Here is a 24,894-nt window from a genome sequence, read left to right on the forward strand (position 1 = left end):
AATCATGGTCAGTAAGTTACGCACAGTCAACAGTAAAATACGCGATCGGTTCTAGTTTTGTCTTGGGGATACGCGCCGGCGTATTGTCAAAATGTTGTGGAGAAACACCTATGGCAAGCGAGGATCGTGCACTGGATTTGATGGTAGACAAGAGAGTTAGCCACCTGCCGGATCGATTGAAGCGATCAATCGGTTCTGAGTCTGCACGATCATTCGCCGAGAGAGCCGGAATTTCCGAAGGAACGATGCGCAATATGTTGTCCGGCGGCAACCCGAGACTGGACAGTTTACTACGCGTCACCATCACCGCCGGCGTGTCGCTGGACTGGCTCACAGGCTGCGAACACACAACGCAAGCGGAACCAAAACGGCACCATTGTGGTGGCACGACGGCAACCACTCCGGCGGTTGAGCATTTACCACTGGAGATTTACTCCAAGATGGCGGCGCCTTTGATCAAGCTGACCCGCAACAGCACCGAGCGCGAGGCAGTGCTTAGGCAAGTACTGCGCATCCTGAACATGCTGGTGGACGGAGACAGCCAGAAGATGGAACATCTGGATGAAGACGATATCGAGATCGTGGTACGTCTTGGGCTTATTGCAACTCAATTGGAATAATCTTTATCCCAGTCTCATCCGTTAAATGACGTTCTTGGTGACAGCGGCCGGTCAGCAGACGAACCGCTTCCAATCCTTAATGGCTCGCGCTAGCGCCTGGTGCTAATCAGCTCCGACTGACAACTGTCTAGCTATCTAGGGCAGCTGTCAGGACAGGCGGATGTTCGGTTAGCTGAAAATTTCACGACAGGGTAGACTTGCCGCCATGCAACGGCAGCCGTCGTTCGCCATCCTGACGCTATGACCCAAAATAGTACTTTGTAACGATGAACCTCACCACGACGGTGCAAAAGTGAGCAAAGCAACCAAGCCCGAGAGTCGGCCTAAATTAAGCCGAACCGAAATCAAAGAAAAAATTCTGAATGCGGCCATTACTGAGTTCAGTCAAAACAGCTTTTTAGGCGCTTCGACCCAGGCTATTGCTGAGCGAGCCGGGTTAAAAAAATCACAGCTGCACTACTATATCGAAGACAAAGAGGCGCTCTATGCTGAGGTGCTCTCCTGCTTGTTCACCGCCTGGGGACAGTTTTTCGAATTCGATGAACAGGCCGAGAATGGCCCTGTCGAGACGCTGCGCCGCTATATCAGGATGAAGCTGCAATTTGCCTTCAACCACCCGGAGCTATCACGCATTTTCACCTCCGAGTTACTCAGTGGCGGCCAGCGGTTAGAAGCATTTTGGCCCGAGGCCATGGCCTCCGCTAAGGTCAATGTTGATGTGATCAACGCCTGGGCAGACAAAGGGCTGATACGCCCGATAGATGGCCGGTTATTGCTGATGAATATCTGGGCCCTCTCCCAGTATTATGCGGACTACGCGCTCCAGGCAGAGCGGCTGCTCGGCGATTCTTTACACTCCAAAAGCCTGCAAGAGACCATTATTGCTGAGCAAACGACGTTCATTTTTCTGGGTTGTGGGCTGCCCGCTGACTGATAGTCGTTGTCGCTGATCTCCCGTTAAAAGCGCCCGATTCTAACGGCGCATCTCCCCCCTGAACTGCCTTGATCCTAAGTTTTGGCACTCGTTATGCATTGGTTTGTCCAATCGGTCAAACTAAATGGTCAAAAATGAGTTCGAAGCAGTTCATTCAGGTTGTGGTCAGTGACGTCAGTGCACTGACATCTGATGTTTCACGTTATCGATTGACGGCAGTCGGCGCTGAGCCACTACCGGCCTTCACGGCTGGCGCTCATATTGAAATAAAGATCACCGCGGAACTGACGCGCGCTTATTCCCTGTGCAGTAACCCGGCCCACGCCAGTGATTACTATGAGATCGCGGTCAAAAAAGAAGCCGCAGGTCGAGGCGGTTCCTTAGCCATGCACGAGAGGGTGACGCTGGGTACAACCCTGACCATCTCCGAGCCCAAAAATCACTTTGCTCTGGCCGAGCAAGCATCGCATCACCTCTTGATAGCCGGTGGTATTGGCATTACGCCGATGATGGCAATGGCACACAGTCTGTCCGCACAGCAGCAACCATTCACTCTGGCAGTCTGTGCTGCCGGTGAGGACCAACTGCCGTTCGCGCAAACCTTGCGCACGTCAAATTGGCGCATCCATGAAAGCCTGGCTGGCCGGGAACATTTTGACATCGACGCGTTATTTAACGACCTACCCAGTGACTTGCATGTTTATTGTTGTGGCCCCGATAGCCTGATCGAGACGGTAAAAGCCCATTGCCAAACGCTGCCTGCAGCGCACTACCACGAAGAACGTTTTGGTGCCTTAGCCCCGCAAACCAACGCCGACAGTGTTGAGCTCTATTTAAGTGCAAGCGATATACAGGTCACGGTGCCGCAAGGCACCAGCATGATCAGCGCGCTGCGCCAAGCCGGCATCAAAATAGACAGTGTTTGTGAGCAAGGTATTTGCGGCAGTTGCATCACGGCCTGGCGCGATGGCGAACCGGAACATCATGACCAATGTCTGGACGCAGAAGACCGCGCTCAATACCTGGCGGTTTGTTGCGCCGGTTGTAAATCTCCCAGCCTGACTTTGGAGCTGTAATTATGGAGGTTGTGACGGCTATGACGGCACTGCGCAATGCACGACTGCCCAGATGGGCGTTACCCAGAGATTGGCCAGAAACCGCAGGCGAACCGGTGTTAGCTAACATCGATATCGCCGACGGTCTTATTGTGGCGCTAACCCCAGCGACGCAACCGACCAAGGGTGACGATCTGGCTGGCAGACTGATGTTGCCGGGCTTAGTCGACGCCCACACCCATCTTGATAAAACCTTCACCCGTCAGCGACTGGGCAAATTACAGCCCGGCTTGTTGAATGCCATCGAGGCAATGAAGGCCGACCAGGCGCTATGGTCCGAAGATGATTTAACCGAGCGTATGGAACAGGCCATTGCCGAGGCGGTAGATCAGGGTGTGACCTTGCTGCGCAGCCACATCGATTGGCAAACCCCAACGCCACCCACCGCCTGGCATGTGCTGGCAGATCTCGCCAAAAAATGGCACCACCAGATTCGCATCCAGAGAGTGGCCTTGCTGCCGTTGCCCCTGCTCGCGCAGCGCGCCGATATCGAAACCATCGCTCGGGCTATTCAAGCGTCCGACGAGGCGATCATGGGCGGGTTTATTCACAGCAGTAACTTTAATGAACGGGCGATACATGAGTTGGTAGCCGTCGCTCAGCAATACCGCCTTGATCTCGATTTGCATATTGATGAAGAACTGAACCCTCAGGCGCAAGGCTTAAGTTGCCTATTGGATGCGCTGGAAAAGGTTCAGTTTACCGGCCGGGTGGTGTGCGGGCACGAGTGCGCGCTGAGCCAACAAACAGAAGCCGAGGCTCTGGCACTGTTGGACCGTGTTGCCCAACAACCCATCACCCTGGTGGCACTGCCGGCAACCAACTTATTGCTACAGGATGCGGCCACTGGCCGTACCCCTCGGCAACGTGGATTAACCCTGTTACACGAAGCCAAGGCGCGTGGCATCGCCGTGATGATTGCCAGCGATAACGTCCAGGATGCGTTTTGCGCCATCGGTCAATACGACCCAATAGAGGCTTTGAAACTGGGCGTTTACAGCGCGCACTTAAATGATGTTTTTGATGACTGGTCACAAGCTATTTGTCGAGCCGACTGGTTAGAGGCACCGGAAAGCCCGTTCAATCTGATCGGCAAGGCCGCCCATTTCACCCTCTTCGATAGCACCGCACCGCAATGCTGGCCTAACAGTGAAGCGCGGTTGCAGATGCGCCGCGGTGAATGGCAGCCAGCGAGCAAAAAAACTGCAAACCCTTTCTTTATCCAACCCAGCGGAGTGCAACATGACTGAGCAAGCCAGCGCCCAGGGCGCGCCACTGGCTCGCTATGCAGCGACCAAGCGTGTCGGTGACTTTGTATTTATGTCGGGCGTTATTGCCGTCGATCCTGCCCGACGTTTAATCGTGACCCGCTTTAACGATATTGCCGACGATGTTGCAGACAGCATCGGTCGCACCGGTGAGTTTTCAGTAGACATCAAACAAGAAAGCATTCTGGCGCAAAGCTGGTATGTGCTCGATGCCATTCGTCAACACATCGAGCGAGAAGGTGGCCAAATGAGCGATGTTTTTAAGCTCGTTCAGTACTTTCGCAACCTCGATCACTTCCCGCTTTATAGCCAGGTTCGTCGTCAGTTTTTTCCAGGTGAACCGCCCATTTCGACCATCGTTGAAGTGAGCGCGATGCTACCGACCAAAGACATTTTAGTGGAAGTAGAAGCCACCGCTTATCTGCCAATGATCTAATACAAAGAGGTATAGAGATGTTACATGGATACACCCCAGCCAAACGCTTTCTGCCCTATTTAAGCTGGACCGATATTGATGCTCTGGAGGATAAGGAAAACACCGTTATTGTGTTACCCGTGGGCGCAATTGAACAGCATGGTGCCCATTTACCCTGCTCTGTGGATGCCACCGTTGCCGCTGGTGTGGTCGGCAAAGCATTAGAGTTACTGCCGGCCGATATTCCGGCCTACGCCATCCCGGCGATTAGCTACGGAAAATCGGATGAGCATCTGCATTTCCCCGGCACAATTACCTTAACGGGTGAGGTTCTGCTGCACACCATTCAAGAAATTGGTGAGTCTATTTACCGCGCGGGTTTCCGAAAATTATTGATGGTGAATGCCCACGGTGGCCAACCCCAGCCACTGGAAATGGCGGCGCGTGAATTGCGGTTACGCCATGGCGACTACATGGTCATTACGCGTTCTGCCTGGTCCGTTCCCCACGACACCAGCTTTTATTCTGACCAGGAAAAACAACTGGCGATGCACGCTGGTCATGGCGAGACGGCGCTGATGATGGCGTTAGCACCCGATACCGTGCACATGGATCGCGCCGAAGCCAGCTACCCAGAACCCTTCCCATGCCCGACGCTGAGCACCGGCCGACCGGCGTCGGCTTGGGCTTCTATCGATTTTGGCCCAAGCGGGGTTATCGGTGACCCCACCGGCGCTACCTTGAAGCAGGGCGAAAATATCCTACAGCAACTCGGTGAACAGTGGGCACAGGCCATTACCGAAGTTCATCAAGCCCAGTGGCAAAAACGCGAGCACCAAAGTTGGGGCCGCAGCCAATTCAATGGATACATTCACAGCCAGCGCTAAAAGGCTGGCCTAAAGCAGGCACGACAAAGCGATATAACACACGCGGAGAGAGCAAAATGAAGTTGAACTTTTTGACAGGAAAACGGGCGAGCATTGCTGCAACGCTGATCACAAGTTTAGCGGCTAACGTCTCACTGGCTGACAACGAACCCTTTACCTTAATCACCAACTGGTACGCACAAGCCGAGCATGGTGGTTATTATCAGGCCCTGGCCGACGGCCTTTATGAAGAACAAGGCTTAGACGTCACCGTGCGTATGGGTGGCCCGCAAATCAACGGCACTCAGCTGATGTTAGCCGGCCAGGCGCAATGTGTAATCACCGATGACATCGGCGCGATGATGGCGAACAAACGTGACATCCCGGTGACGCTAGTGGCGACCTCTTTCCAGTTTGATCCAACAGTGGTGATTACCCACACCGATGTTGAAACAATGGAAGATCTGAAAACGCGCACCATTTTGATCTCTAACAGCGCGCAGTCGAGCTGGTGGCCCTGGGCGAAAAAGCAATACGGCTTTACGGATGAAATGACCCGGCCTTACACCTTTAATATTCAACCCTTCGTGCTCGGCAATGATATGGCTCAACAAGGTTTTATGACCTCAGAGCCCTATGCCATGGAACAGGCCGGTGCTGACTACAAGGTGTTTTCACTGGGCGAGCTAGGTTACCCGCCTTATGGCAACTCCATTTCTTGCCGTAACGACGTTATCGAAGAGCACCCGGAGCAAATCATCGCCTTCTTAAACGCTTCGATGCAGGGTTGGAAAAATTATCTGCAAGACCCCAGTGCCGGCAACGTCCTGATCACCGAAGACAATCCTAATATGACCGAAGAGCAAATCGCCTTTGCGGTCGATTTGTTCCGAAGCTCAGGCATCGTGACTGGTGGCGACGCTCAAACCATGGGGATAGGCGTAATCACCGACGAACGCATGCATCAGACCTGGCAGATGGGCATCGATAATGGCTTATTCACTGCCGAAGAAGTGGGTGCCGATCAATTTTATACGACTGAATTAATTAACGAGAGCCCAGTGTTGCCATGAATTCTGAAGCCAAGATAAACACAGCCGCTGCGCAACAGGAGGGCACTGATAAAGCAGATGCAGCGCCCGCTGTTGAGCTGTTGTCGGCTGAGAAAATCTATGGCAACGGTACTCGTGCATTATTACCTGTAGACCTCAAAATCGAGCAGGGTGAGTTTGTCACCCTGCTTGGTCCCTCAGGCTGCGGTAAAAGTACCTTGCTAAAAATGGTCGCGGGCCTGGAAGAACCCACCGACGGCCGTCTGTTGCTGTGGCGCAAACCGGTTAACCAGCTGCAAAAAAACGGCCGTACGCTATCCTTTGTTTTCCAGGAAGCGTCGTTAATGCCTTGGCACAGTGTTCGTAAAAACGTGCGATTGGCCTTAGAACTGGAAGGCGTACCGAGCGCTGAAGCGGACGAGCGCGTTGCTCAGGCCCTTAAGCTGGTCGGCCTGGAGAAATTCGCCCAGGCGCTGCCACGTGAACTGTCGGGCGGTATGCAGATGCGTGTTTCTATCGCCCGTGGTCTGGTGATCAAACCTGACCTCCTATTGATGGACGAACCTTTCGGCGCGCTTGACGAGATCACTCGCTTTAAGCTCGACAGTGAGTTGCTCGATCTCTGGCAACGCAATGGTTTGTCGGTCATCTTTGTCACCCACTCCATCCATGAGGCGGTTTTCCTATCGCAACGGGTTATTGTCATGGCAGCTCGACCGGGCAGGATGGTTGCTGACGTGAAAATTGATGAGCCGTTTCCACGCAAGCAAGAATTTCGCATGACGCCAAGGTTCGCGGAATATGCCATGCAGTTGCATAGTTATTTGGATGATGCTTCTGAGGAGAATCTAAGATGACTCAGACCGTCAAGCAAAATCACATGCCATTTTTACAAAACGAAAGACTTAGAAAAATTGTCATTCCGGCTTTTATCGCAATCATCCTGTTGAGCACCTGGCAGGCTTTTGTGACTCTGGGTGAGATACCGGAATACATTTTTCCATCGCCGTGGCTGGTCGTGAAAACGCTCTATCAAGACTGGGGCCTGCTTGGGCATGCCTTGATGATCACTTTAAAGATAACGTTGCTATCCTTTCTGCTAGCTATTGTCGTTGGCGTTTTGGTGGCCTTTATTTTCGTCCAAAGCCGTACCATAGAAACGGCTTTTTTCCCTTACGCTGTACTGTTGCAGGTAACACCGATTGTCGCCATTGCGCCGTTGATCATTATCTGGATAAACAACACAACCCTGGCCCTGGTGGTGTGTTCAATGTTGGTGGCTTTGTTCCCCATCATTTCCAACACCACCCTCGGCCTGCGTAGCGTTTCGCCTAACTTGTTAGCCTATTTCAAATTACGCCGAGCCAGTCGCTTGCAGGTCTTGTTCCGGTTACGAGTCCCCTCAGCCTTACCTTACTTTTTTGCTGCCTTACATATTGCCGCTGGTTTATCGCTGGTCGGTGCTGTTGTCGCTGAATTTGTGGCTGGCGCCGGTGGCAGTGATACCGGCTTGGCGTATCAGATTTTGCAGTCGGGTTACCAGCTCAACATCCCTCGAATGTTTGCTGCCCTGACACTGATCTCTTTTACCGGGGTAATGCTCTTTTCAATGATGTCGCTGCTGTCTAAATCAGTGATTGGCAGCTGGCATGAAAGCGAGCAATAAGTTTTTTTAGGTGCGTTTTCTCTTACCGTAAATCAGGAATGTTATGACAACTAAACAAGCTCTTGCTGATATGCAGAATCAGCTGCCCGATCTGGAGTGGGTGACGTCGCCTATCCATATCAAACGTCTTTCAAAAGATTTCTTCTGGTTCAGTCCGTTACTGCAAGAACAACTGACCGGTAAGCATGCAGACATAGTCGTGCGACCGAAAAATGAGACAGAGCTGGCAGCGCTGATTGCTCATTGCGTCCGTGAGGGCATTAACATGACGGTGCGCGGTGGTGGTACCGGAAACTACGGCCAGTCAGTCCCGTTAAACGGCGGCGTGCAGATTGATATGAGCGGTTACGATAAGGTCAATTGGATCCGCGATGGTCTGGCCAGTGTACAGCCCGGCATTAAAATCGGTGACCTTGAAGACCAGGCGCGCGCGCAAGGTTTGGAAATGCGTTGTATGCCGTCCACCTACCGGATGGCAACCATGGGAGGTCTCTTTGCCGGTGGCTTTGGCGGCGTTGGTTCAATTAATTACGGCCCCATCAGCGCCCCCGGAACCGTACAGTGTGTGCGCGTAATGACCATCGAAGAGACGCCCAAGATTCTGGAGTTGCGCGGCAAAGAGGTACTGACCTTTCATCATACCTATGGCACTAACGGTATTATCGTTGGGCTAGAAGTAGCCTTGGCACCGGCACGCGACTGGGGCGAGTATCTGCTTGCTTTTAAAAGCATTGACAGCGCTTTTCAGTTCGCCAAAGCCCTGGCTAATAGTACCGGCATAGAAAAACGCGAAGTATCTCTGTATGACCCGGCAAGTGCCGTTCATTTCAGTGAAGCAAAAACCAATATGGACGCCGATGAGTACTTGGTAATCAGTCTTGTCGCGCCTAATTCCGTCGAGCCTATGGCCGAATTGTTAGCCGAAAACGGTGGCCGGATTGCCTGGTCGCAAACTTACGCTGACATGCAAGAAAGCCAGCACACGGTCATAGAGTATTGCTGGAATCATGCCACGCTGCACGCCATGAAAAATGATAAAGGTCTGACGCACTTACAAGCCAACTACCATGTTGATAGCGTCCTGGACCAGCTGTCCTCCATTAGAGAAGCAGTGGGTGGCGATGTTCAAGTGCATCTGGAATTTATTCGCCTGGCCGATAACAGCTTGTTTATTACTGGCCTGCCGCTGGTTCACTACAAGAACGCTGACCAGTTGGCTGACATCATGGCGCTGCATGAAAAGGTAGGTGTGAAGATTAACAACTCACACGTCTACACCTTAGAAGATGGCAAGCATGGCGGCTCGCTGGCTGATGCTATTTTGCACAGCAAAAGACAAAACGATCCCCACTTGCTGTTGAACCAGGGCAAGGTGCGCAGCGTTATTTGAACAAGCTGACTGGCACTTTGAGTAGAAGACCCCGATCACTCTAGTGATTGGGGACTCACGCCGGGACAGTTCCAGGGGTAAAGACAATGATAGGCAGGCCAGCACGCGCTACTCTCTCAAGCCGGGGCAGCCGATAAGAGAGGTTTTATTTATCCCCGATATGACTCAATGCGCGCCACTCGCTCACACTTTACCGTGGTGTATTCGATTAGATGGCAGAAACGTCGCGGCGTTTTGCCATGTGTTGCAATACCATTTACCGCACCCGCCTTGCCGTGTGAGACCACCCGATCGATATCCAATTTCGTCGGCACAGACTGTTTCGATAAATAAGCGGCAATAGCATCAACCCCAGTGAGTGTTAGCTCTGGCAATCGCCACCTAACAGTCTCAGCCAGCAAGCCTTGCAGGTGTTTCATATCCAGCATTTCCAGCGCCACGCCAATGCATTCCGTGGTGGTGTTTTTGGGTGAATTGCCGCAATCGGCGCTGCGATTTATCTGCGTCATACCCACCTGACTCCCTGCTGAAAATAATCAGTGTGCAGCGACCAGGTGTCGCATCGTCGCCATCAACCTTGGCTTTTTCGATGCGTTGATCGACGGCGTATGCAGCACCCGCATATCCATCAGATAGACATCACCGGCGCGACCGCACATCTCGACCAAGGACAGCTCGCAACCCTCGACGGAAATGGCATCACCACCGCTCAGTTCTTCAAGCCGCTGCTTGGCCGCTGTTGGATTGTTTAACCGATGCGAACCCGCTAACGCCAGAGTCGCGCCGCCGTGAACCGGCACATCATCCAGCAGCACAAAAGCCTGGATGCCGGGTATTGATCGTGTCTGCGACTGGGCAACATCGCGGTGCCAGTTCAGACCGGTCAGCGTCCAAGCATTTTTATGCGGTAACGATATTAACAGCGGAGCACTTTGCGCCGGCGCCAAAGGCCGTTGCACCAGTTGTTCCATGGCTGAACTTAAGGACGCGGTCATCAAGGTCTGGTGCAGGTCGGGGTAGGCAATCCACTGCCCCAGCTTGTCGGTCTGCTGAAAGATGGGCACGCCTTTGAGACGCTGCGACAGCGTACGGCCCGACGACCAGATATTGAGTCGTTTAAGGTCGTCCAATATCCGGGCCTTAATCGGTTTTACTACCTTTTTAGACAGGGCCCCACCCAGATAAAGGCAGCCCCTGACCTCAAATTCTGTGCCCTGTTCCGGCGTCATCAGCCTACCTCGGGTTAAATCTTAGCTATTTTATGGATTTCTTTGCTGGCCTTGTCGAATATGAAGCGGCTGATTCGACTCAACCAACAATAAAACCTTTCAGCACACCAAAAGGAGCAACCGATGGCCACTTCTCATTATCACGGCAGTTGCCAGTGTGGCGCTGTTCAGTATGACGTCGATGTCGACCTGGACAATACCATCACCTGCAACTGTTCACGTTGCCAACGGCTTGGACTGGTGCTGGCCTTCGCGCCCAAAGCCAGCTTCGAGCTGCAATCCGGCGAACAATCACTGACCGAATACCTGTTCAACAAGCACCAAATCCAGCACCTGTTCTGTTCGGTCTGTGGCGTGGAAAGTTTTGCCTACGGCAGCATGCCCGATGGCAGCGAAATGGCCGCCATCAATGTTAACTGCCTCGATGGCGTGGAACCCCGGCAGTTAAGCAGCCAGCACTTCGATGGGCGCAGCGCTTAACATCGAATTAGGCTAAAAATACCGACCAACGACAGTCGTGAAATCAACCAGAAGGATACTAACAATGACTCAGATGATTTTCGTGAATTTACCGGTTGCCGACCTCAATAAAGCCATGGATTTCTACACCGCCCTGGGCTTTACCAACAACCCCCAGTTCACCGACGAAACCGCCGCCTGCATGGTATGGAGCGAATCCATCATGGTGATGCTGTTGACCCATGCCAAATGGAAAACCTTTACCGACCGGCCCATTCCACCCAGCACCAGCAGTGAAGTCATGCTCGCCCTCGCCTGCGAAAGCCGCGACCAGGTAGACGCCCTGAACGAAGCCGCCACCAACAACGGCGGCACCGCCGACATCAACCCCAAACAGGACCTGGGCTTTATGTACAACCGCAACCTGGCCGATCCGGATGGCCATGTTTGGGAAATGGTTTGGATGGATATGGCGGGAATGGAAAGCGAAAGCTAAAAAACCTGAACCAAGATTGATAGCCAACACGCGCTATAACACAGCAGGGGACCCCAGGTGTGCTATCCAGTACCCGGACTCCCCTGCCCTTGTCGCGCCAACGCCACCTAAAGCGCAGTCACTCAGTAATGGTCCATCAACAGATAGAGCCAGCCGGCCATACAGTCCGGTGCAAAGTTCATCGCAAACTCAACATTGATTCATATTTCCAGACATTTGCGTCAATTTTCCTACACCTTGCCAATAGCCCATTTTCATAATGCCCAGGGAGACCGCATGGCGGATAACTAAAAAAATCCCTGGAGTACAGAACCAATGAAAAAGCGCAGTCATGACCACAACGCATCAGCAGTACGGCACACTCATCTTCCAGCCACCCTGGTCCTGGGCCTGCTCGTCGCACTGGGCGGCTGTGCCACCGTGGCTCCGGTCGTTGAACCGGTATCACCCGAGAGCAGTGCCATCATGATCAAGGTGCCCAACCCCTGCCCGCCGCTAGCGGCCTGCAAAAACAAAAGCCTGACCTTTGCCCGTTTAACAGAAGACAACAATCTCCTTTCGGGAGAGCTGCAGCAGACAGCCGTCAGTTACGATGACCACTACTACCTGCTGAATGCTGAGCCCGGACAATACGTTGCCGTCGCCATCAGCTACTCAAGAAGCACAACCAGTTCAATGAATTCGGGAAATACACAGTTTGGCTTTTCGCGAACCTTGGGAGAAACCATCCTCTTATCTGAACAAGCGGTCGAGCGCAGTCTGGTGACGGTCTCTGCTGGCGAACTGGCCGTTATGGGCGCATTTGAACTGAACATTGAAGGCCGGGTGTCGCTAGCGCCAAGAGCCTCTGCTTTCCTGAGAGATGCCGATGCCACCCAGACCCATTACGCCTATCAAATAGATCCGGAACTTGAGAACCGTGGAGTGATATCGAGTTACAAATATTACCGGGGTACCTATCAGTCCGAAGATCGAAGTGAACAGGTTCTGGAAGAACTGCTAACCAAAGCAACCAAGCACATCGGCCAGCAGGGTTGGAGTACACAGATTGAAAATGCGCGGCAGTAGTTAAAGCCTTAGCCGGATAGGTTCGTTTGTTGTGAACCTGTCAGGGTGATTCTGAATATCAGCACGGGGCTGAAAAAAAACGATGCCCTGTTTTTTAAACCTGCTCATTTCCACCCTGAAAACCGCCCGGGATTTCTATACCGTCCTGGGCTTTACCACTAACCCATAATTCATCGACGACATCACCACCGGCATGGGCCGGGGCGGATCCATCATGGTGATGTTGTTAACCCACGACAAATAACGCTTCACCGAATGCAGGCTGCATCAATGCCGCTACGGCATCCTGAAAATCTCTTGCGCACACAGCCCTGGTCAATTCATGGCAAGGTCATAACAACGGGCCATCGCGTCGTAACAGGGGCATGAAACACCCTCAAGACCTTTGCGATCAAGAATGTCGATGTTGCCACGGGCATAGCTGATCAATTGTTGGTCTTGCAACGCCTCGGCCGCCAAACTGACACCGCTGCGGCGCACGCCTAACATATCGGCGAGCAAAACATGCGTCAGGTGCAAGCGGTCCTGGTGGGTGCGGTCGTGTGTCATCAGCAGCCAACGCGCCAGTCGAGAGTCGATGGTATGAAAATGCAGGCATGAACCGGCCAGCGTGAGCTGTTGCATTAACACATGAATGTACAACAACAACCTTCTTTTAAAATCCGGATTGTCCTGCAATGTCAGCAGAAACAGATCGGCGGGGATGGCCCAAGCTGTGCCGGTGCCTTGCACCAACGATTTTAAGGGCGCTGTGTCAGCCCCCAACACCAAACTGGTGCCAAGCATACCTTCGTTGCCGATCAAACCCACTTCCAGTGGACGCTGATCGGTTACAGTTAGCAAGGAGATGTAACCAGACAGCGGAAAATAGACTTGTTCATAGCGCTGGTTGACGTCGCAGATCACTTCGCCATAGCTCCAGTTTACCAGGGTACTTTGTTCTAATACCTTGGTGCGGATGTTGAGTGGTAAGGATTCGAGCAGAAGATTGGTGTCTGGGTTCGATCGCGATGGCATTTAACGGTCCTGCAGCACATAAGGCCGTAAGAGGCACGAAAAAGGTGCTCGGGCAATCTCGTAAAATGAGTATGAATATCGGTGCAGGGTAAATCTGTACGTTGGCACACCAAGTTTTCTTAGAAAATATCCTTAAAAAAAAGACAGTGCCAGTGACAGACCAGTTATCAGTCAGTAGATATTTTTTTGGGCAATAATCGATCAGTTTCCTGTTTCACTACGGAATAACATTCGCAGCACAATGTCTCTAACCGGGACCGATCCAGCACTTTAATGTGTCCGCGATGATAAGAGATAACATCGAGCTTTTGTAATTTCCCCGCCGCTTCAGTCACACTTTCGCGGCGTACGCCGAGCATATTGGCGATTAATTCTTGAGTCATGATGAGGTTGTTGCTGTCCAAGCGATCCAAAGATAACAGCATCCAACGACAAAGCTGTTGATCAATACTGTGGTGACGATTGCATACCGCTGTTTGCGCCATCTGAGTAATCAACGCCTGGGTGTAACGCAGCAGTAGCATCAACATTTCAGTATGACGACTGAATTCACTTTTGAATAAACGGGTTTCCATTCGATAGGCGTAGCCAGCACTTTGTACGATGGCACGACTGGACGTGCTTTCACCGCCCAGAAACAAGGCGGTGCCCAGTATTCCTTCGTTGCCAACCACAGAAATTTCCGCTGACGCGCCATCTTCCATCACATAGAGCATGGAAATGATGCAGTCAGTCGGAAAGTAAACATGGCGTAACGTATCACCAGATTCGTATAACACCGTTCCCAGTGGCAAAGTAACCAGTTCCAAATGCGGCCGAATGCGCTCCTGAACATCGTCAGGCAGAGCGTTCAGCAGATGGTTTACGCCAAAAAAAGGTTTAGCACCCAGATCGGTAATCTCGTTTCTATGCCGTAACAGCGCGGTCGACTTTTTCATTAAATACCCTTCCCATTCAGTCCCTTATGCGCATCATCAGTATCAAAAAAGGTCGCTGCTGAGCGGTTTGGATACCGAATAAGGACCGATGTTGACAGCGACGAATATGATCTACCGTCATGCTGTCACAGTCAGACGCTCAAGTCTGTACGCTATCGCACACTACTAACCCACAAGCCGACTTTACATATCAAGCGCCGCTGTTGGCGCTGTTGATGGCGAGCCGCTCAGCTCCGGACGCTGGTTGACTCTCCTTTTGTGTAAAGCAATGGCTGTATAGTAAATGGAAAGGCAGCGCCCGTAAGATAGACACGTTGCGCTGTCTTGTTAATACAGTGGTGGAGGTTGCGGGCTAAATTCAGTTTCATCTGCATCAATGCATCAGGCGAAGCCACTCTAGACAAATCCCATCATGCCAATGATAGTCAGAATAATGACCGAGTTATTTTTTGATATTCGCTTTACAGTCCACGTCGCTGGATGACTCTGACCACCAATAATACGACGGCAGTGATGATCAATAGATGGATATAGCCACCCAGGGTGTACGCTGAAAATAATCCCACGACCCAAAGAATGATCAGTAAAATTGCGATGGTTTCTAGCATTTTAGATTTCCTTGAAACAAAAAAGCATCAAAAAAATCTTACCTAAAGCATCATCATCAGTCTGTTCGCTATCACACCCAGTGATGCTTTATTCATTGTTGGATTCCATGTTGGTTAGCGCACGGTCAGAAAATTCTTGGTATGCCAGTATCGGTGTGGAGTTGAGATATTGAACAGCTTGACTCGGTCCTTAGGCTCTTATCAGTCTCGCAGAGCCAGCAAGGTGAATCTCAGCACGACATCAAAAGGTTACCATCATGAACATTCAAACATCACAACCCAATAAGACTCAAAGCGATCAACATAAAAAGGAACAGGCTAAGCAAGAACAGGCCAAGGGTCAGGAAAAACAGAAATTTCCTGGCGGCAGTGGTCCCGCCAAAGACTCTGGTAAAAAAAACTGATTCACCAGACGTCGATCTAATCGTGAGTGTTAACACTACACGATAATGGAACAAGTAAAAGCGAGTGGGATCCCACCCGCTTTTATTCTCTATTTTATTGCCCTGAGCATTTTCTGCATAGATTTCAAATCCTGCTTCAGTATCTGATAATCGTACCAATAACCAACCCCATTGCTATGCCACTTTAATGCCACCAATGGCCCCATAATTGTCAGGTGTGCGCACGCACCTTCAGTCAACGAAGCTACTGTTGGCGTCCATAACGGTAGCGCGTAAGCAACCTATACGCTGTGACCTGTGACTTTCATGGTGTCTGCTTCGATGAACGCAATGGAAAGCAAATAACCTTGATGTGCTCTGGCGGGTGGGAAATTCAGCCCACATCGTTGGCTTGGTCTGTACGCCAACGAACAGACGGCATCGATCATCTCGGTAGATAGTGGAACATCATCATCAGGATACCAACCGGTACGCCTCAGGTACGCAATGATGAGCGTAAGCGGTGTTGAATATTATTGTGCCGGAAACCTTCTCGACGGCCTGACAAGTTCTGACTCACTGCCAGCCCCATAGCCTAACGATCCAGAGGATGTTCCGACCGTTATCACCGTCGTCACATCCTGTGCAGGAGTGACCTCATGTCGTTACCCACCTTTGTCAAACGCTTCTGGCGCAAACGTTTTTATCACCAGTATTTCTTGCAAAAAATCTGGCCAAACTACAACCAGACCGGGCTGTGGGCCGACCCCAAGCCGATCCGCGAAGAGTTGTTTGGCATTGAATGGTTGGAACGCCATGCGCTCAGTCTGGCTCACGCTCAACAGGTGACTCCCCAGCCGAAGCGAGTGCCATCGTTGCATCGTCGGCTGAATCAAAACGCCGCTGTTTTATTGGCGGCTTATCGTGCCAGTGCCGAAGACCTCGCTCAGCAACGTACCATAGCACCGGCGGCCGAATGGCTGCTCGATAATTACCATCTGGTCGAGCGCCAGATTCTAGAAATCCATGACGACTTACCGCCCGATTATTATCGGCAACTGCCCAAACTCGAGGCGGGACCCTTAGCCGGTTACCCGCGCGTATTTGGTGTGGCTTGGGCTTTTACTGCTCACACTGACAGCCATTTTGACAGCGATTTTCTGTGCCGTTTTCTTATTGCCTACCAAAGTGTTCAACCGCTTACCATCGGCGAATTATGGGCGGTGGCTATTACCTTGCGCATTGTGTTGGTGGAAAACTTACGCCGGTTGACCGACCAAATTACGCAAGGTCGCCATCAACGCGACGATGCCAATGCCCTGGCCGACCGTCTGCTGACTCCGGGTCAAGCACGTTCGGCTTTAGAAGCTGACATTGCAGCCAGACCAGCTGGTTTGTTGTCGGACCACTTTACGGCTCAGTTGGCGAAACGCCTGCGCGATCAAGATCCAACTTTGACGCCTGCGCTAGCTTGGTTGGAAGAGCGTCTACAGCAACAGGGCCGCTCGGCTGAGCAGGTGGTACACGACAGTCAGATGGCATTGGGTGCCGCCAATTTAACGGTGCGCAACATCATTACCAGCATGCGCTTTATTTCCGATATCAATTGGGCCGATCTGTTCGAAAGCGTCAGCCTGGTCGATCAGCATCTGAGCGCAGCAACCGACTTTGCGCAGATGGATTTTGTGACCCGCAACCTTTACCGCAGTGCCATCGAACAACTGTCGCGTCACTCGGCGAAGAGCGAGCTCGACATTGCCGACTTAGCCATTGAATTAGCACAACAGACAACCGATCAAGCCGACGCTGCCCAACGTGACCCTGGGTATTATTTGATGGCCAGCGGTCGCGCTGAATTGGAACGACAATTGGATTTTAGGGTGCCTTGGCCGCTGCGTTTGCATCGGGCTGTGGTAGGGCTGGGGATTGGCGGTTACATCAGTTCGATTCTGCTGTTGAGTGTTGTCACGCTAGTGGCGGTGTGCTTTTTTATGGGCATGCTGAGCGTGTCGCAACCCGGGCTCTGGCTGGTGTTACTGGGGTTATTTTTGCCCGTCAGCGAGGTCTCGACGACGCTGATCAACCGCTTTCTGGCCTTCTGTGTGAAGACCCAGCCGTTGCCCGGTTTGGCGTTGAAGTCGGGCATACCGCAAGCACTGCATACGCTGGTGGTGGTCCCGACGTTACTGACATCTGAGCGCGATCTCAGCCGGCAGATTGAACAGTTGTTGGTGTATTTTCTGTCCGGCCCGCCGGGCTATATCAATTATGCGTTGTTGACTGACGGATTGGATGCCGACCAAGCCGAATCGGTTGACGACGACGCCTTGTTGGCGGCCGCCAGCCAGGCGCTGCAAGCGCTCAATGCACAGTATGGTCCTGGACCGGCCGGGCCGCGCTTTTTGCATTTTCATCGTCGTCGTCAATACAACCCAGCCGAACGAACTTGGATGGGCTGGGAGCGCAAACGCGGCAAACTGACGGAACTGAATGCCTTGCTGGAGGGTGCCACAGACACCAGCTTCGTGTCGCTCAACGGCGAACCGCTGCCAGTGCCCACGGCAGTGCGCTATGTGATTACGCTCGACGCCGATACCCGTGTGCCTCGCGGTTCCCTGCGTCGACTGATCGGCAAGATGGGCCACGTACTCAACCAGCCGATTTTCGATGTCGATCGGCAGCGCGTGGTGCGCGGCTACGGTATTTTACAACCCAGAGTCACACCGGCGTTGCCCATCGGCCGTGAAGGTTCCCGTTACCAGGCCATTTTTTCCAGCCCCGGCGGCTTAGACCCTTATGCCGCAGCGGCCTCGGATGTGTATCAGGATCTGTTCGGCGAAGGCTCCTACACCGGCAAAGGCATTTACGATGTGCAGGTCTTCCAACAGGCAATGCACGGTCGAGTAGCCGACAATAGGCTGCTCAGTCACGACCTGTTCGAAGGCCTGTTTGCCCGCGCGGGTTTGGCCTCCGACATTGATGTGGTCGAGGAATTTCCGGCTCGGTACGACGCCGATGCCAAACGCAGCCATCGTTGGACCCGAGGCGACTGGCAATTATTGCCGTGGTTGTTTGGACGCTTTCGTTTGGCGCGATCGGTGTCGCTGATTGGCCGGGGCAAAATACTCGACAACATGCGTCGCTCCTTGTTGCCCCCGGCTTATTGGCTGGCGCTGATGTTGGCGTGGTGTTTGCCGTTGGCGTCATCAATGCAACTGACGGCGGCGGTGCTAATCACCATGGCACTGCCCATTTTTTTGCCCGCTCTGTTGGCGGTAGTGCCGCATCGCAGCGGCGTCAAACTGAGCCGTCGCGCCAATAATCTGTTCAGTGATTTAGCGTTGGCCAGCCAGCATTTTGCGTTGGTTGTCGCCTTTTTGCCCGACCAGGCTTGGCGCATGCTGGATGCTATCGTGCGCACCCTGATTCGGTTGTTTATTACCCATCGGTCGATGTTGCAATGGACCACGGCGGCGCAGTCCAACGGCGCGGCGCGGTTAACGGTTGGCCAAACTTACCGCCATATGCTGCCCGCCTTGGCAGTGGTGACGGTGGTCGGTCTGGCGGTGCTAGTGCTAAACCCACCAGGGCTGGTTGCGGCGCTGCCGATAATCGGTCTGTGGCTGGCGTCGCCCTGGTTGGCTTATCGGGTTAGTTTGCCGCCGCGTGACGAACAACAACCGCTGAGCGATGACGATGCCCAAGCGTTGCGGCTGATCGGCCGACAAACCTGGCGCTATTTCGATACCTTTGTCAGCGCCGACAGCCATGATTTGCCGCCGGATAATTTTCAGGAAGACCCACAACCGGTGGTAGCGCAGCGCACCTCGCCGACCAACATCGGTCTGTATTTACTGTCGTGCCTGAGCGCGCGGGATTTTGGCTGGATCAGCAGCGACGAGATGGTGCGCCGACTGGAAGCGACGCTGGCGACGATGACGCAATTGCAGCGCTATCAGGGCCATTTTTACAACTGGTACGACACGCGCGATTTACGTCCCTTGGAGCCGCCTTATGTGTCGTCAGTCGACAGCGGCAATCTGGCCGGGCATCTGATTGCCCTGGCCAATGCCTGCGAGACGGACGATGGTATCGAACACCCGGCCTCACTGACGGCCTTGCACGATACTCTATGCTTGGCGCAGCAAGCCCTGGCGCAGTGCGAACCAGACGAAGCTTTGACGGGGTTGCTGAATCAGATGGCGCAACATCTTGATGCTTCAAACTCAGATGCCGCCGCCCAAACACAACTCGAAACCGACTTGCAGCGCTGTTTGGCGTTGCTGGAGGCGAGTCTGCAGACAACGGAGCCATTGGCCGATGTCGCTTATTGGCTGCGCGCCTTGCAGACGCAGTTGCACCGCCATCACCCAGCGACCGGTTCGGCATTGACGCCGCGCTTACAGGCCATTGCCGAGCAAACGCGCGCCATGGCGATGGCGATGAATTTCTCTTTTCTGCGCAATCGGCAACGGCATCTGCTGTCCATCGGTTATGCCGTCAGCGAAAACCGGCTCGATTCACATTGTTACGATTTACTAGCCTCTGAAGCGCGCCTGGCGTGTTTGTTTGCCATCGCCAAAGGCGACCTGAGTACGCCTTATTGGTTTCACCTCGGCCGCGCTTCGACGCCATTAGGCCGAGGCTCGGCACTGATATCCTGGTCCGGTTCGATGTTCGAATACCTGATGCCCTCACTGATAATGCGCGCGCCCAAGGACAGCCTGCTGGCACAAACCAATGCCTTGGTGGTGAAGCGACAGCAAGCTTACGGCCACAGCCTTGGACTGCCGTGGGGCATTTCTGAATCGGCGTTCAGTGCCCGCGATATGGAATACACCTATCAATACGACAACTTCGGCGTGCCCGGCCTGGGGTTGAAACGCGGCCTGGCCGACAACCGGGTTATCGCGCCGTATGCCACTGCCCTGGCGGCCATGATCGATGCCCAGGGCGCACGAGAAAATTTTCGTCGCCTGGAGCAGCTCGGTGCGCGCGGTCGTTATGGTTTTTATGAGGCGCTGGACTTCACCGCCTCGCGCCTGCCCAAGGACGAGCAGCGGGTGTTGGTGAAAACCTTTATGGCGCATCACCAGGGTATGACCATCGTCGCCATCGCCAACACCTTGCAAGGCGGTCGACTGCGCGACTTATTTCACCGCGAACCGATGATTCAAGGCTGTGAACTGCTGTTGCAGGAACGGCTGCCGCGCAACGTCGTCATCGATCATCCGCGTGCCGAAGAAGTGAATGCCTCACTGCGAGACGTTGATGTCGGCCCACCACGTCAGCGTCACTACAGTGCGGCCGACATGGCCGAACATTCCCGGCCCATTACTCAGCTTTTGTCGAACGGTCGTTACGCCGTGATGTTGACTGCCGATGGTGGTGGCTACAGCCATTGGCGCGGCCTTGCTGTGACTCGGTGGCATGAAGATCCAACCCAGGAAGCGTCCGGTTCTCGGGTGTTTGTGCGCGATGTCGACAGCGGTGATCGCTGGTCACCCAGCCTGCACCCGGAAGGTTGTGATGCACAGGGCAACTTGCACACCGGCGTCGACCGGCGTGGTGGCATGCCACGCGGATCGGCCGATCAGCGCGACAGCAGCATGACGGACAAGCTCACCCGAGCAGCACCGGAGTTTCAGAGTTACAAGGTGTCTTTCAGTGAAGACCACGCCGAATTTATCCGCCGTGACACCCGCTTGCTAACGCGCATGACCGTCCGGGTTTCCAACGAAGACGACGGTGAAGTACGGCGCCTGTCGGTGGCGAATTACGGTCGCAAGACGCGGTTGCTTGAAGTCACGTCTTACGCCGAACTGGTGTTGGCCGCAGCGACCGCCGACCAGGCGCACCCGGCCTTTACCAAGCTGTTCGTGCAGACCGAATATCTGCCCAAACTGGGTGCTTTGATCGCCACGCGCCGCTTGCGCGATGCCACTGAAACGCCCATTTGGGTCGCTCATCTGGCCGTGGTGGAAGGCGAACAAAGCGCGCCGCTGCAATACGAGACCGATCGCGCGCGCTTTTTTGGCGACCAGCGTCGCTACGGCTCTGTGGTCCGGCCCGGCATCGGCAGTGCGGCCGCTTTGCTGAGCGATGAACCCTTGTCCAATACGACCGGCACGGTGCTCGATCCGGTGCTCTCGCTGCGCCATCGACTGAGTGTCAGCCCGGGTTCGGTGGTGTATCTGACCTATTGGACGCTGGTCGCGTCGTCGCGGGCTGAACTGATCGCCGCCATCGAACGTCACCACGATCGCCACGCCTTCGATCGCGCCAAAACGCTGGCCTGGACTCAAGGCCAGGTGGAACTGCGCCACCTGGGCATCAGTGCGGCGGAGGCGGCTGACTTCCAGCAGTTGGCTGCGCCCCTGCTGTACAGCGATGTTGCCTATCGGGCACCGGCCGCCGCCATGATGCGCGGCATGGGACCGCAATCGGGCCTGTGGGGCATGGGTATTTCGGGTGATCGACCCATCGTGCTGTTGCGCATTGACGAATTGGCTGATCTGACACAGGTGCAGCAACTGCTGCGCGCCCATGAATACTGGCGCATGAAGCAGTTGGCGGTGGATCTGGTGATCATCAACGAACGTTCAATCAGCTACGTTCAGGATCTGCAAAATGCCATCGATGCAGCGGTTCGCAGCAGCCAGTCGCGACCACGTTTTGGCGTCGAACTGGCCAGTGGCAACGTCTATACCCTGCGCGCCGACCAGATGAACGTTGCCGGTCGTACGCTGTTGCAGGCCGTCGCCCGTGTCGCGCTGGTGGCCCATCAGGGTGATCTGGCGGCGCAACTGAAACGCTCAGACGCGGAAACCGCCAATCACGACCACGACCGCGCGTTACCCGTCGACGAGCCGAAGACCGCGCAGGCCAACACGGCCGTTGTGTTGTCTAATCCGAAGACAACGCTGGAGTGCTTCAACGGCCTGGGCGGTTTCGACCGCAACGGCCGAGAGTACGTGACGGTATTGTCACAGCACGTGCGCACACCCGCCCCCTGGATCAATGTCGTGGCTAACCCGGGGTTTGGTTTTCAGGTCTCAGCCGAAGGCAGCGGTTACACCTGGGCGGGCAACAGCCGTGACAACCAACTGACGCCCTGGTCGAACGACCCGGTGATCGATCCCAGCGTAGAAACCCTCTTTGTTCAGGACCACGCCAGCGGCGACTTGTTGACCGCCACCGCCACCTTGCGTGACGGCGGCCAGTACGTGGCACGCCACGGTTTTGGTTACAGTCGGTTCCAGCACGCCACTGAGCACCTGGAACTGGATCTGCTGCAATTCGTGCCGCTGGAAGATCCGGTCAAATTATCGCAGCTGACGCTGCATAATCGCTCGCGCGAGTCACGCCGGGTGACGGTAACCGCTTACCAGCAATGGGTGTTGGGCACTTATCGCAGCGGTTCGGGTGCGTTTATCACCACCGAAGTGGATGCCGACAGCGGCGCACTGTTGGCGCGCAATCTGTGGAGTACGGCCTTTCCTGGCCGGGTTGCCTTCGCCGATCTGCGTGGCCAACAGCAGCAGTGGACCGCCGATCGCACCGAGTTTCTGGGCCGCAACAACGCCACCGGCCTGCCCATCGCCTTAGTGAAACAACGGCCGCTATCGGGCGCGGTGGGGGCCGGTCTTGATCCGTGCGCCGCCTTGCAAGTCAGCGTTGATATCCCCTCCGGGCAGAGCATTACGTTAGTCGCCGTCTTGGGTCAGGGCGAAACGCTGGCCCACAGCCAGAGCCTGATTCGCCGATATCGAGAGGCTGACATCGACGCCCTGATGGCCGCCGTGGACGATCACTGGACCTCGGTGTTGGGTGCGGTCCAGGTCAAAACACCGGATCGAACGCTGGATATTCTGCTTAACGGTTGGCTGCTGTATCAGACCTTGGCCTGCCGCATCATGGCCCGTTCGGCGTTTTATCAGGCCAGCGGTGCCTATGGTTTTCGCGACCAACTGCAAGATGGCATGGCGTTGATGCTGACGCGACCCAACCACACTCGCGAGCATCTGCTGCGCGCCGCCTCGCGCCAGTTTGTCGAAGGCGACGTCCAACATTGGTGGCTACCCCACAGCGGCCAGGGCGTGCGCACGCGCATCAGCGACGATCGCGTCTGGCTGGCCTACGCCACGGCCCACTATGTACGCTGCACCGGCGATACCCAAGTGCTGGACGAACGGGTGGCGTTTATCAGTGGTCCGCGCCTTGACGAGCATGAGCACGAAGCCTTTTTCCAGCCGTTGACCGCCGACGAACATGAGTCGGAATCGTTGTTCGAACATTGCGCCCGGGCCTTGGATAAAACGCTGTCGCGCCTGGGCCAGCACGGCTTGCCGCTCATGGGCACCGGCGACTGGAACGACGGTATGAACCGAGTCGGCGCACTGGACCAGGGCGAAAGTGTTTGGCTGGGCTGGTTTTTGGTCGCCACCTTGGGTGATCTCCTGCCTATCGCCGAAGCCCGTAATGACCATCGCGTGCCTCTCTGGCGGCAGCAAATGACGGCCTTGCAACAGGCACTCGAACAACACGGCTGGGATGGCCAATGGTATCGGCGCGCCAGTTACGACAACGGTCATTGGCTTGGCTCACGCACAAACGATGAATGTCAGATCGACTCCATCGCGCAAAGCTGGGCGGTGCTGTCCGGGGGCGCCGATCCACAACGCGCAGCCACCGCCATGGCCTCGGTAAGCGAACGATTGATTGTCAAAGACCCGGGGCTGGCGCTGCTGTTGACGCCGCCATTCGACCAAACGCCGTTTGATCCGGGCTACATCAAAGGGTATCCGCCAGGTGTGCGCGAAAACGGTGGCCAATACAGCCACGCCGCCATGTGGGTGATCTTGGCGTTTGCCAAGTTACGCCAAGGCCAGGCGGCTTACGATCTGTTCGCATTGCTCAATCCCATCAACCATACGCTGACGCCAGATGCCGTGGCGCGCTACAAGGTGGAACCTTATGTGGTTGCGGCCGATGTTTACTCGGTGTCGCCGCACGCCGGTCGTGGTGGCTGGAGTTGGTACACCGGCTCGGCGGGCTGGATGTATCGCGCCGGTGTCGAGGGCATTCTCGGTATTCGACGCCAAGGTGCATCTCTGCTGATTCAGCCTTGCCTGCCCGATCATTGGGATGGTTTTGAAGCGCAGCTCCGCATCGATGCCACGGTTTATTCATTGGTGGTCAACATCAATCGAACTAACGACCAGCCTGATCGTGCCCAGTTAGATGGCGCCGACATAGCCATAACCGGGGGCGTTGTTAGTGTGCCGTTGGACGGTGGTGAACATCAGTTGTTGCTCAATTTTCGGGCCAATGCGGCGTCCCAGGCCGAGCCGGGCGAGGTGATCTGAGC

20 protein-coding genes are annotated in these 24,894 nt (G+C 54.5%); 15 read left to right on the forward strand and 5 right to left on the reverse strand.

Features of this window, described 5'->3' with window-relative positions; all coding sequences use genetic code 11:
* Window positions 1–110: 110 nt before the first annotated feature.
* The 10 genes from ACXAE6_RS00405 (at window position 111) to ACXAE6_RS00450 (ending at window position 9,326) form a co-directional block, all read left to right on the forward strand.
* Complete coding sequence (locus ACXAE6_RS00405; RefSeq protein ID WP_475143015.1) at window positions 111–620, forward strand: helix-turn-helix domain-containing protein; 510 nt, start codon at window positions 111–113, stop codon at window positions 618–620.
* A gap of 292 nt (window positions 621–912) precedes the next feature.
* Entirely contained in the window at window positions 913–1,554 is a 642-nt protein-coding gene (locus ACXAE6_RS00410) for a TetR family transcriptional regulator C-terminal domain-containing protein (protein WP_475143018.1), read from the forward strand.
* A gap of 134 nt (window positions 1,555–1,688) precedes the next feature.
* Window positions 1,689–2,630 (forward strand): PDR/VanB family oxidoreductase, encoded by a 942-nt coding sequence (locus ACXAE6_RS00415; protein ID WP_475143020.1) that lies wholly within the window; start codon window positions 1,689–1,691, stop codon window positions 2,628–2,630.
* A gap of 2 nt (window positions 2,631–2,632) precedes the next feature.
* Window positions 2,633–3,919 carry an amidohydrolase family protein gene (locus ACXAE6_RS00420; protein ID WP_475143022.1) on the forward strand — a complete coding sequence of 429 codons (1,287 nt, stop codon included), beginning with the start codon at window positions 2,633–2,635 and terminating at the stop codon, window positions 3,917–3,919.
* Complete coding sequence (locus tag ACXAE6_RS00425; protein ID WP_475143026.1) at window positions 3,912–4,373, forward strand: RidA family protein; 462 nt, start codon at window positions 3,912–3,914, stop codon at window positions 4,371–4,373. The genes ACXAE6_RS00420 and ACXAE6_RS00425 overlap by 8 nt, the downstream gene beginning before the upstream one ends.
* A gap of 17 nt (window positions 4,374–4,390) precedes the next feature.
* Window positions 4,391–5,239 (forward strand): creatininase family protein, encoded by an 849-nt coding sequence (locus tag ACXAE6_RS00430; RefSeq protein ID WP_475143028.1) that lies wholly within the window; start codon window positions 4,391–4,393, stop codon window positions 5,237–5,239.
* Window positions 5,240–5,295: 56 nt separating this feature from the next.
* Window positions 5,296–6,291: an ABC transporter substrate-binding protein gene (locus ACXAE6_RS00435; RefSeq protein WP_475143031.1), complete on the forward strand. Its 996-nt coding sequence runs from the start codon at window positions 5,296–5,298 to the stop codon at window positions 6,289–6,291.
* Entirely contained in the window at window positions 6,288–7,127 is an 840-nt protein-coding gene (locus ACXAE6_RS00440; RefSeq protein WP_475143033.1) for an ABC transporter ATP-binding protein, read from the forward strand. The genes ACXAE6_RS00435 and ACXAE6_RS00440 overlap by 4 nt, the downstream gene beginning before the upstream one ends.
* Window positions 7,124–7,936, forward strand: a complete 813-nt coding sequence (locus ACXAE6_RS00445) for an ABC transporter permease (RefSeq protein ID WP_475143035.1) — start codon at window positions 7,124–7,126, stop codon at window positions 7,934–7,936. Before ACXAE6_RS00440 ends, ACXAE6_RS00445 begins: the two co-directional genes overlap by 4 nt.
* Window positions 7,937–7,979: 43 nt before the next feature.
* Window positions 7,980–9,326 (forward strand): FAD-binding oxidoreductase, encoded by a 1,347-nt coding sequence (locus tag ACXAE6_RS00450; protein WP_475143037.1) that lies wholly within the window; start codon window positions 7,980–7,982, stop codon window positions 9,324–9,326.
* 149 nt (window positions 9,327–9,475) lie between these two features.
* Here ACXAE6_RS00450 and ACXAE6_RS00455 read toward each other — a convergent pair whose 3' ends face one another.
* The gene (locus tag ACXAE6_RS00455) at window positions 9,476–9,835 is read right to left on the reverse strand and encodes a nuclear transport factor 2-like protein (protein ID WP_475143038.1); all 360 of its coding nucleotides are present in this window, start codon (window positions 9,833–9,835) and stop codon (window positions 9,476–9,478) included.
* 27 nt (window positions 9,836–9,862) lie between these two features.
* Window positions 9,863–10,456, reverse strand: coding sequence for a phytanoyl-CoA dioxygenase family protein (locus ACXAE6_RS00460; protein WP_475143042.1), 594 nt, complete (start codon window positions 10,454–10,456; stop codon window positions 9,863–9,865).
* A 222-nt stretch (window positions 10,457–10,678) separates the two neighbouring features.
* Here ACXAE6_RS00460 and ACXAE6_RS00465 point away from each other — a divergent pair, with 222 nt between their 5' ends.
* The 3 genes from ACXAE6_RS00465 to ACXAE6_RS00475 all read left to right on the forward strand — a co-directional run bounded on the left by ACXAE6_RS00465 (window position 10,679) and on the right by ACXAE6_RS00475 (window position 12,578).
* Complete coding sequence (locus ACXAE6_RS00465; RefSeq protein ID WP_475143045.1) at window positions 10,679–11,035, forward strand: GFA family protein; 357 nt, start codon at window positions 10,679–10,681, stop codon at window positions 11,033–11,035.
* Between the two features lie 64 nt (window positions 11,036–11,099).
* Complete coding sequence (locus ACXAE6_RS00470) at window positions 11,100–11,510, forward strand: VOC family protein (RefSeq protein ID WP_475143047.1); 411 nt, start codon at window positions 11,100–11,102, stop codon at window positions 11,508–11,510.
* 315 nt (window positions 11,511–11,825) lie between these two features.
* Complete coding sequence (locus ACXAE6_RS00475; protein ID WP_475143050.1) at window positions 11,826–12,578, forward strand: hypothetical protein; 753 nt, start codon at window positions 11,826–11,828, stop codon at window positions 12,576–12,578.
* A gap of 315 nt (window positions 12,579–12,893) precedes the next feature.
* Here ACXAE6_RS00475 and ACXAE6_RS00480 read toward each other — a convergent pair whose 3' ends face one another.
* The 3 genes from ACXAE6_RS00480 to ACXAE6_RS00490 form a co-directional block, all read right to left on the reverse strand.
* On the reverse strand, window positions 12,894–13,595 hold the full coding sequence (locus ACXAE6_RS00480) for a Crp/Fnr family transcriptional regulator (protein ID WP_475143054.1): 702 nt from the start codon (window positions 13,593–13,595) through the stop codon (window positions 12,894–12,896).
* 167 nt (window positions 13,596–13,762) lie between these two features.
* On the reverse strand, window positions 13,763–14,533 hold the full coding sequence (locus ACXAE6_RS00485; RefSeq protein WP_475143058.1) for a Crp/Fnr family transcriptional regulator: 771 nt from the start codon (window positions 14,531–14,533) through the stop codon (window positions 13,763–13,765).
* Window positions 14,534–14,994: 461 nt separating this feature from the next.
* Window positions 14,995–15,141 carry a lmo0937 family membrane protein gene (locus ACXAE6_RS00490; protein ID WP_475143061.1) on the reverse strand — a complete coding sequence of 49 codons (147 nt, stop codon included), beginning with the start codon at window positions 15,139–15,141 and terminating at the stop codon, window positions 14,995–14,997.
* 257 nt (window positions 15,142–15,398) lie between these two features.
* Here ACXAE6_RS00490 and ACXAE6_RS00495 point away from each other — a divergent pair, with 257 nt between their 5' ends.
* Both ACXAE6_RS00495 and ACXAE6_RS00500 read left to right on the forward strand, forming a co-directional pair.
* Complete coding sequence (locus ACXAE6_RS00495; RefSeq protein WP_475143065.1) at window positions 15,399–15,545, forward strand: hypothetical protein; 147 nt, start codon at window positions 15,399–15,401, stop codon at window positions 15,543–15,545.
* Window positions 15,546–16,183: 638 nt separating this feature from the next.
* Window positions 16,184–24,892 (forward strand): GH36-type glycosyl hydrolase domain-containing protein, encoded by an 8,709-nt coding sequence (locus ACXAE6_RS00500; protein ID WP_475143068.1) that lies wholly within the window; start codon window positions 16,184–16,186, stop codon window positions 24,890–24,892.
* The last annotated feature ends 2 nt before the right edge of the window (window positions 24,893–24,894 follow it).

This window comes from Saccharospirillum sp. ABV4_185, assembly GCF_056159245.1.

What these genes read in the sequence shown, in the direction of transcription:
- ACXAE6_RS00405 (WP_475143015.1), top strand. Translation starts at nt 111, where the DNA reads ATGGCAAGCGAGGATCGTGCACTGGATTTGATGGTAGACAAGAGAGTT.
- ACXAE6_RS00415 (WP_475143020.1), top strand. Translation starts at nt 1,689, where the DNA reads ATGAGTTCGAAGCAGTTCATTCAGGTTGTGGTCAGTGACGTCAGTGCA.
- ACXAE6_RS00420 (WP_475143022.1), top strand. Translation starts at nt 2,633, where the DNA reads ATGGAGGTTGTGACGGCTATGACGGCACTGCGCAATGCACGACTGCCC.
- ACXAE6_RS00425 (WP_475143026.1), top strand. Translation starts at nt 3,912, where the DNA reads ATGACTGAGCAAGCCAGCGCCCAGGGCGCGCCACTGGCTCGCTATGCA.
- ACXAE6_RS00430 (WP_475143028.1), top strand. Translation starts at nt 4,391, where the DNA reads ATGTTACATGGATACACCCCAGCCAAACGCTTTCTGCCCTATTTAAGC.
- ACXAE6_RS00435 (WP_475143031.1), top strand. Translation starts at nt 5,296, where the DNA reads ATGAAGTTGAACTTTTTGACAGGAAAACGGGCGAGCATTGCTGCAACG.
- ACXAE6_RS00440 (WP_475143033.1), top strand. Translation starts at nt 6,288, where the DNA reads ATGAATTCTGAAGCCAAGATAAACACAGCCGCTGCGCAACAGGAGGGC.
- ACXAE6_RS00445 (WP_475143035.1), top strand. Translation starts at nt 7,124, where the DNA reads ATGACTCAGACCGTCAAGCAAAATCACATGCCATTTTTACAAAACGAA.
- ACXAE6_RS00450 (WP_475143037.1), top strand. Translation starts at nt 7,980, where the DNA reads ATGACAACTAAACAAGCTCTTGCTGATATGCAGAATCAGCTGCCCGAT.
- ACXAE6_RS00455 (WP_475143038.1), bottom strand. Translation starts at nt 9,835, where the DNA reads ATGACGCAGATAAATCGCAGCGCCGATTGCGGCAATTCACCCAAAAAC.
- ACXAE6_RS00465 (WP_475143045.1), top strand. Translation starts at nt 10,679, where the DNA reads ATGGCCACTTCTCATTATCACGGCAGTTGCCAGTGTGGCGCTGTTCAG.
- ACXAE6_RS00470 (WP_475143047.1), top strand. Translation starts at nt 11,100, where the DNA reads ATGACTCAGATGATTTTCGTGAATTTACCGGTTGCCGACCTCAATAAA.
- ACXAE6_RS00475 (WP_475143050.1), top strand. Translation starts at nt 11,826, where the DNA reads ATGAAAAAGCGCAGTCATGACCACAACGCATCAGCAGTACGGCACACT.
- ACXAE6_RS00480 (WP_475143054.1), bottom strand. Translation starts at nt 13,595, where the DNA reads ATGCCATCGCGATCGAACCCAGACACCAATCTTCTGCTCGAATCCTTA.
- ACXAE6_RS00485 (WP_475143058.1), bottom strand. Translation starts at nt 14,533, where the DNA reads ATGAAAAAGTCGACCGCGCTGTTACGGCATAGAAACGAGATTACCGAT.
- ACXAE6_RS00490 (WP_475143061.1), bottom strand. Translation starts at nt 15,141, where the DNA reads ATGCTAGAAACCATCGCAATTTTACTGATCATTCTTTGGGTCGTGGGA.
- ACXAE6_RS00495 (WP_475143065.1), top strand. Translation starts at nt 15,399, where the DNA reads ATGAACATTCAAACATCACAACCCAATAAGACTCAAAGCGATCAACAT.
- ACXAE6_RS00500 (WP_475143068.1), top strand. Translation starts at nt 16,184, where the DNA reads ATGTCGTTACCCACCTTTGTCAAACGCTTCTGGCGCAAACGTTTTTAT.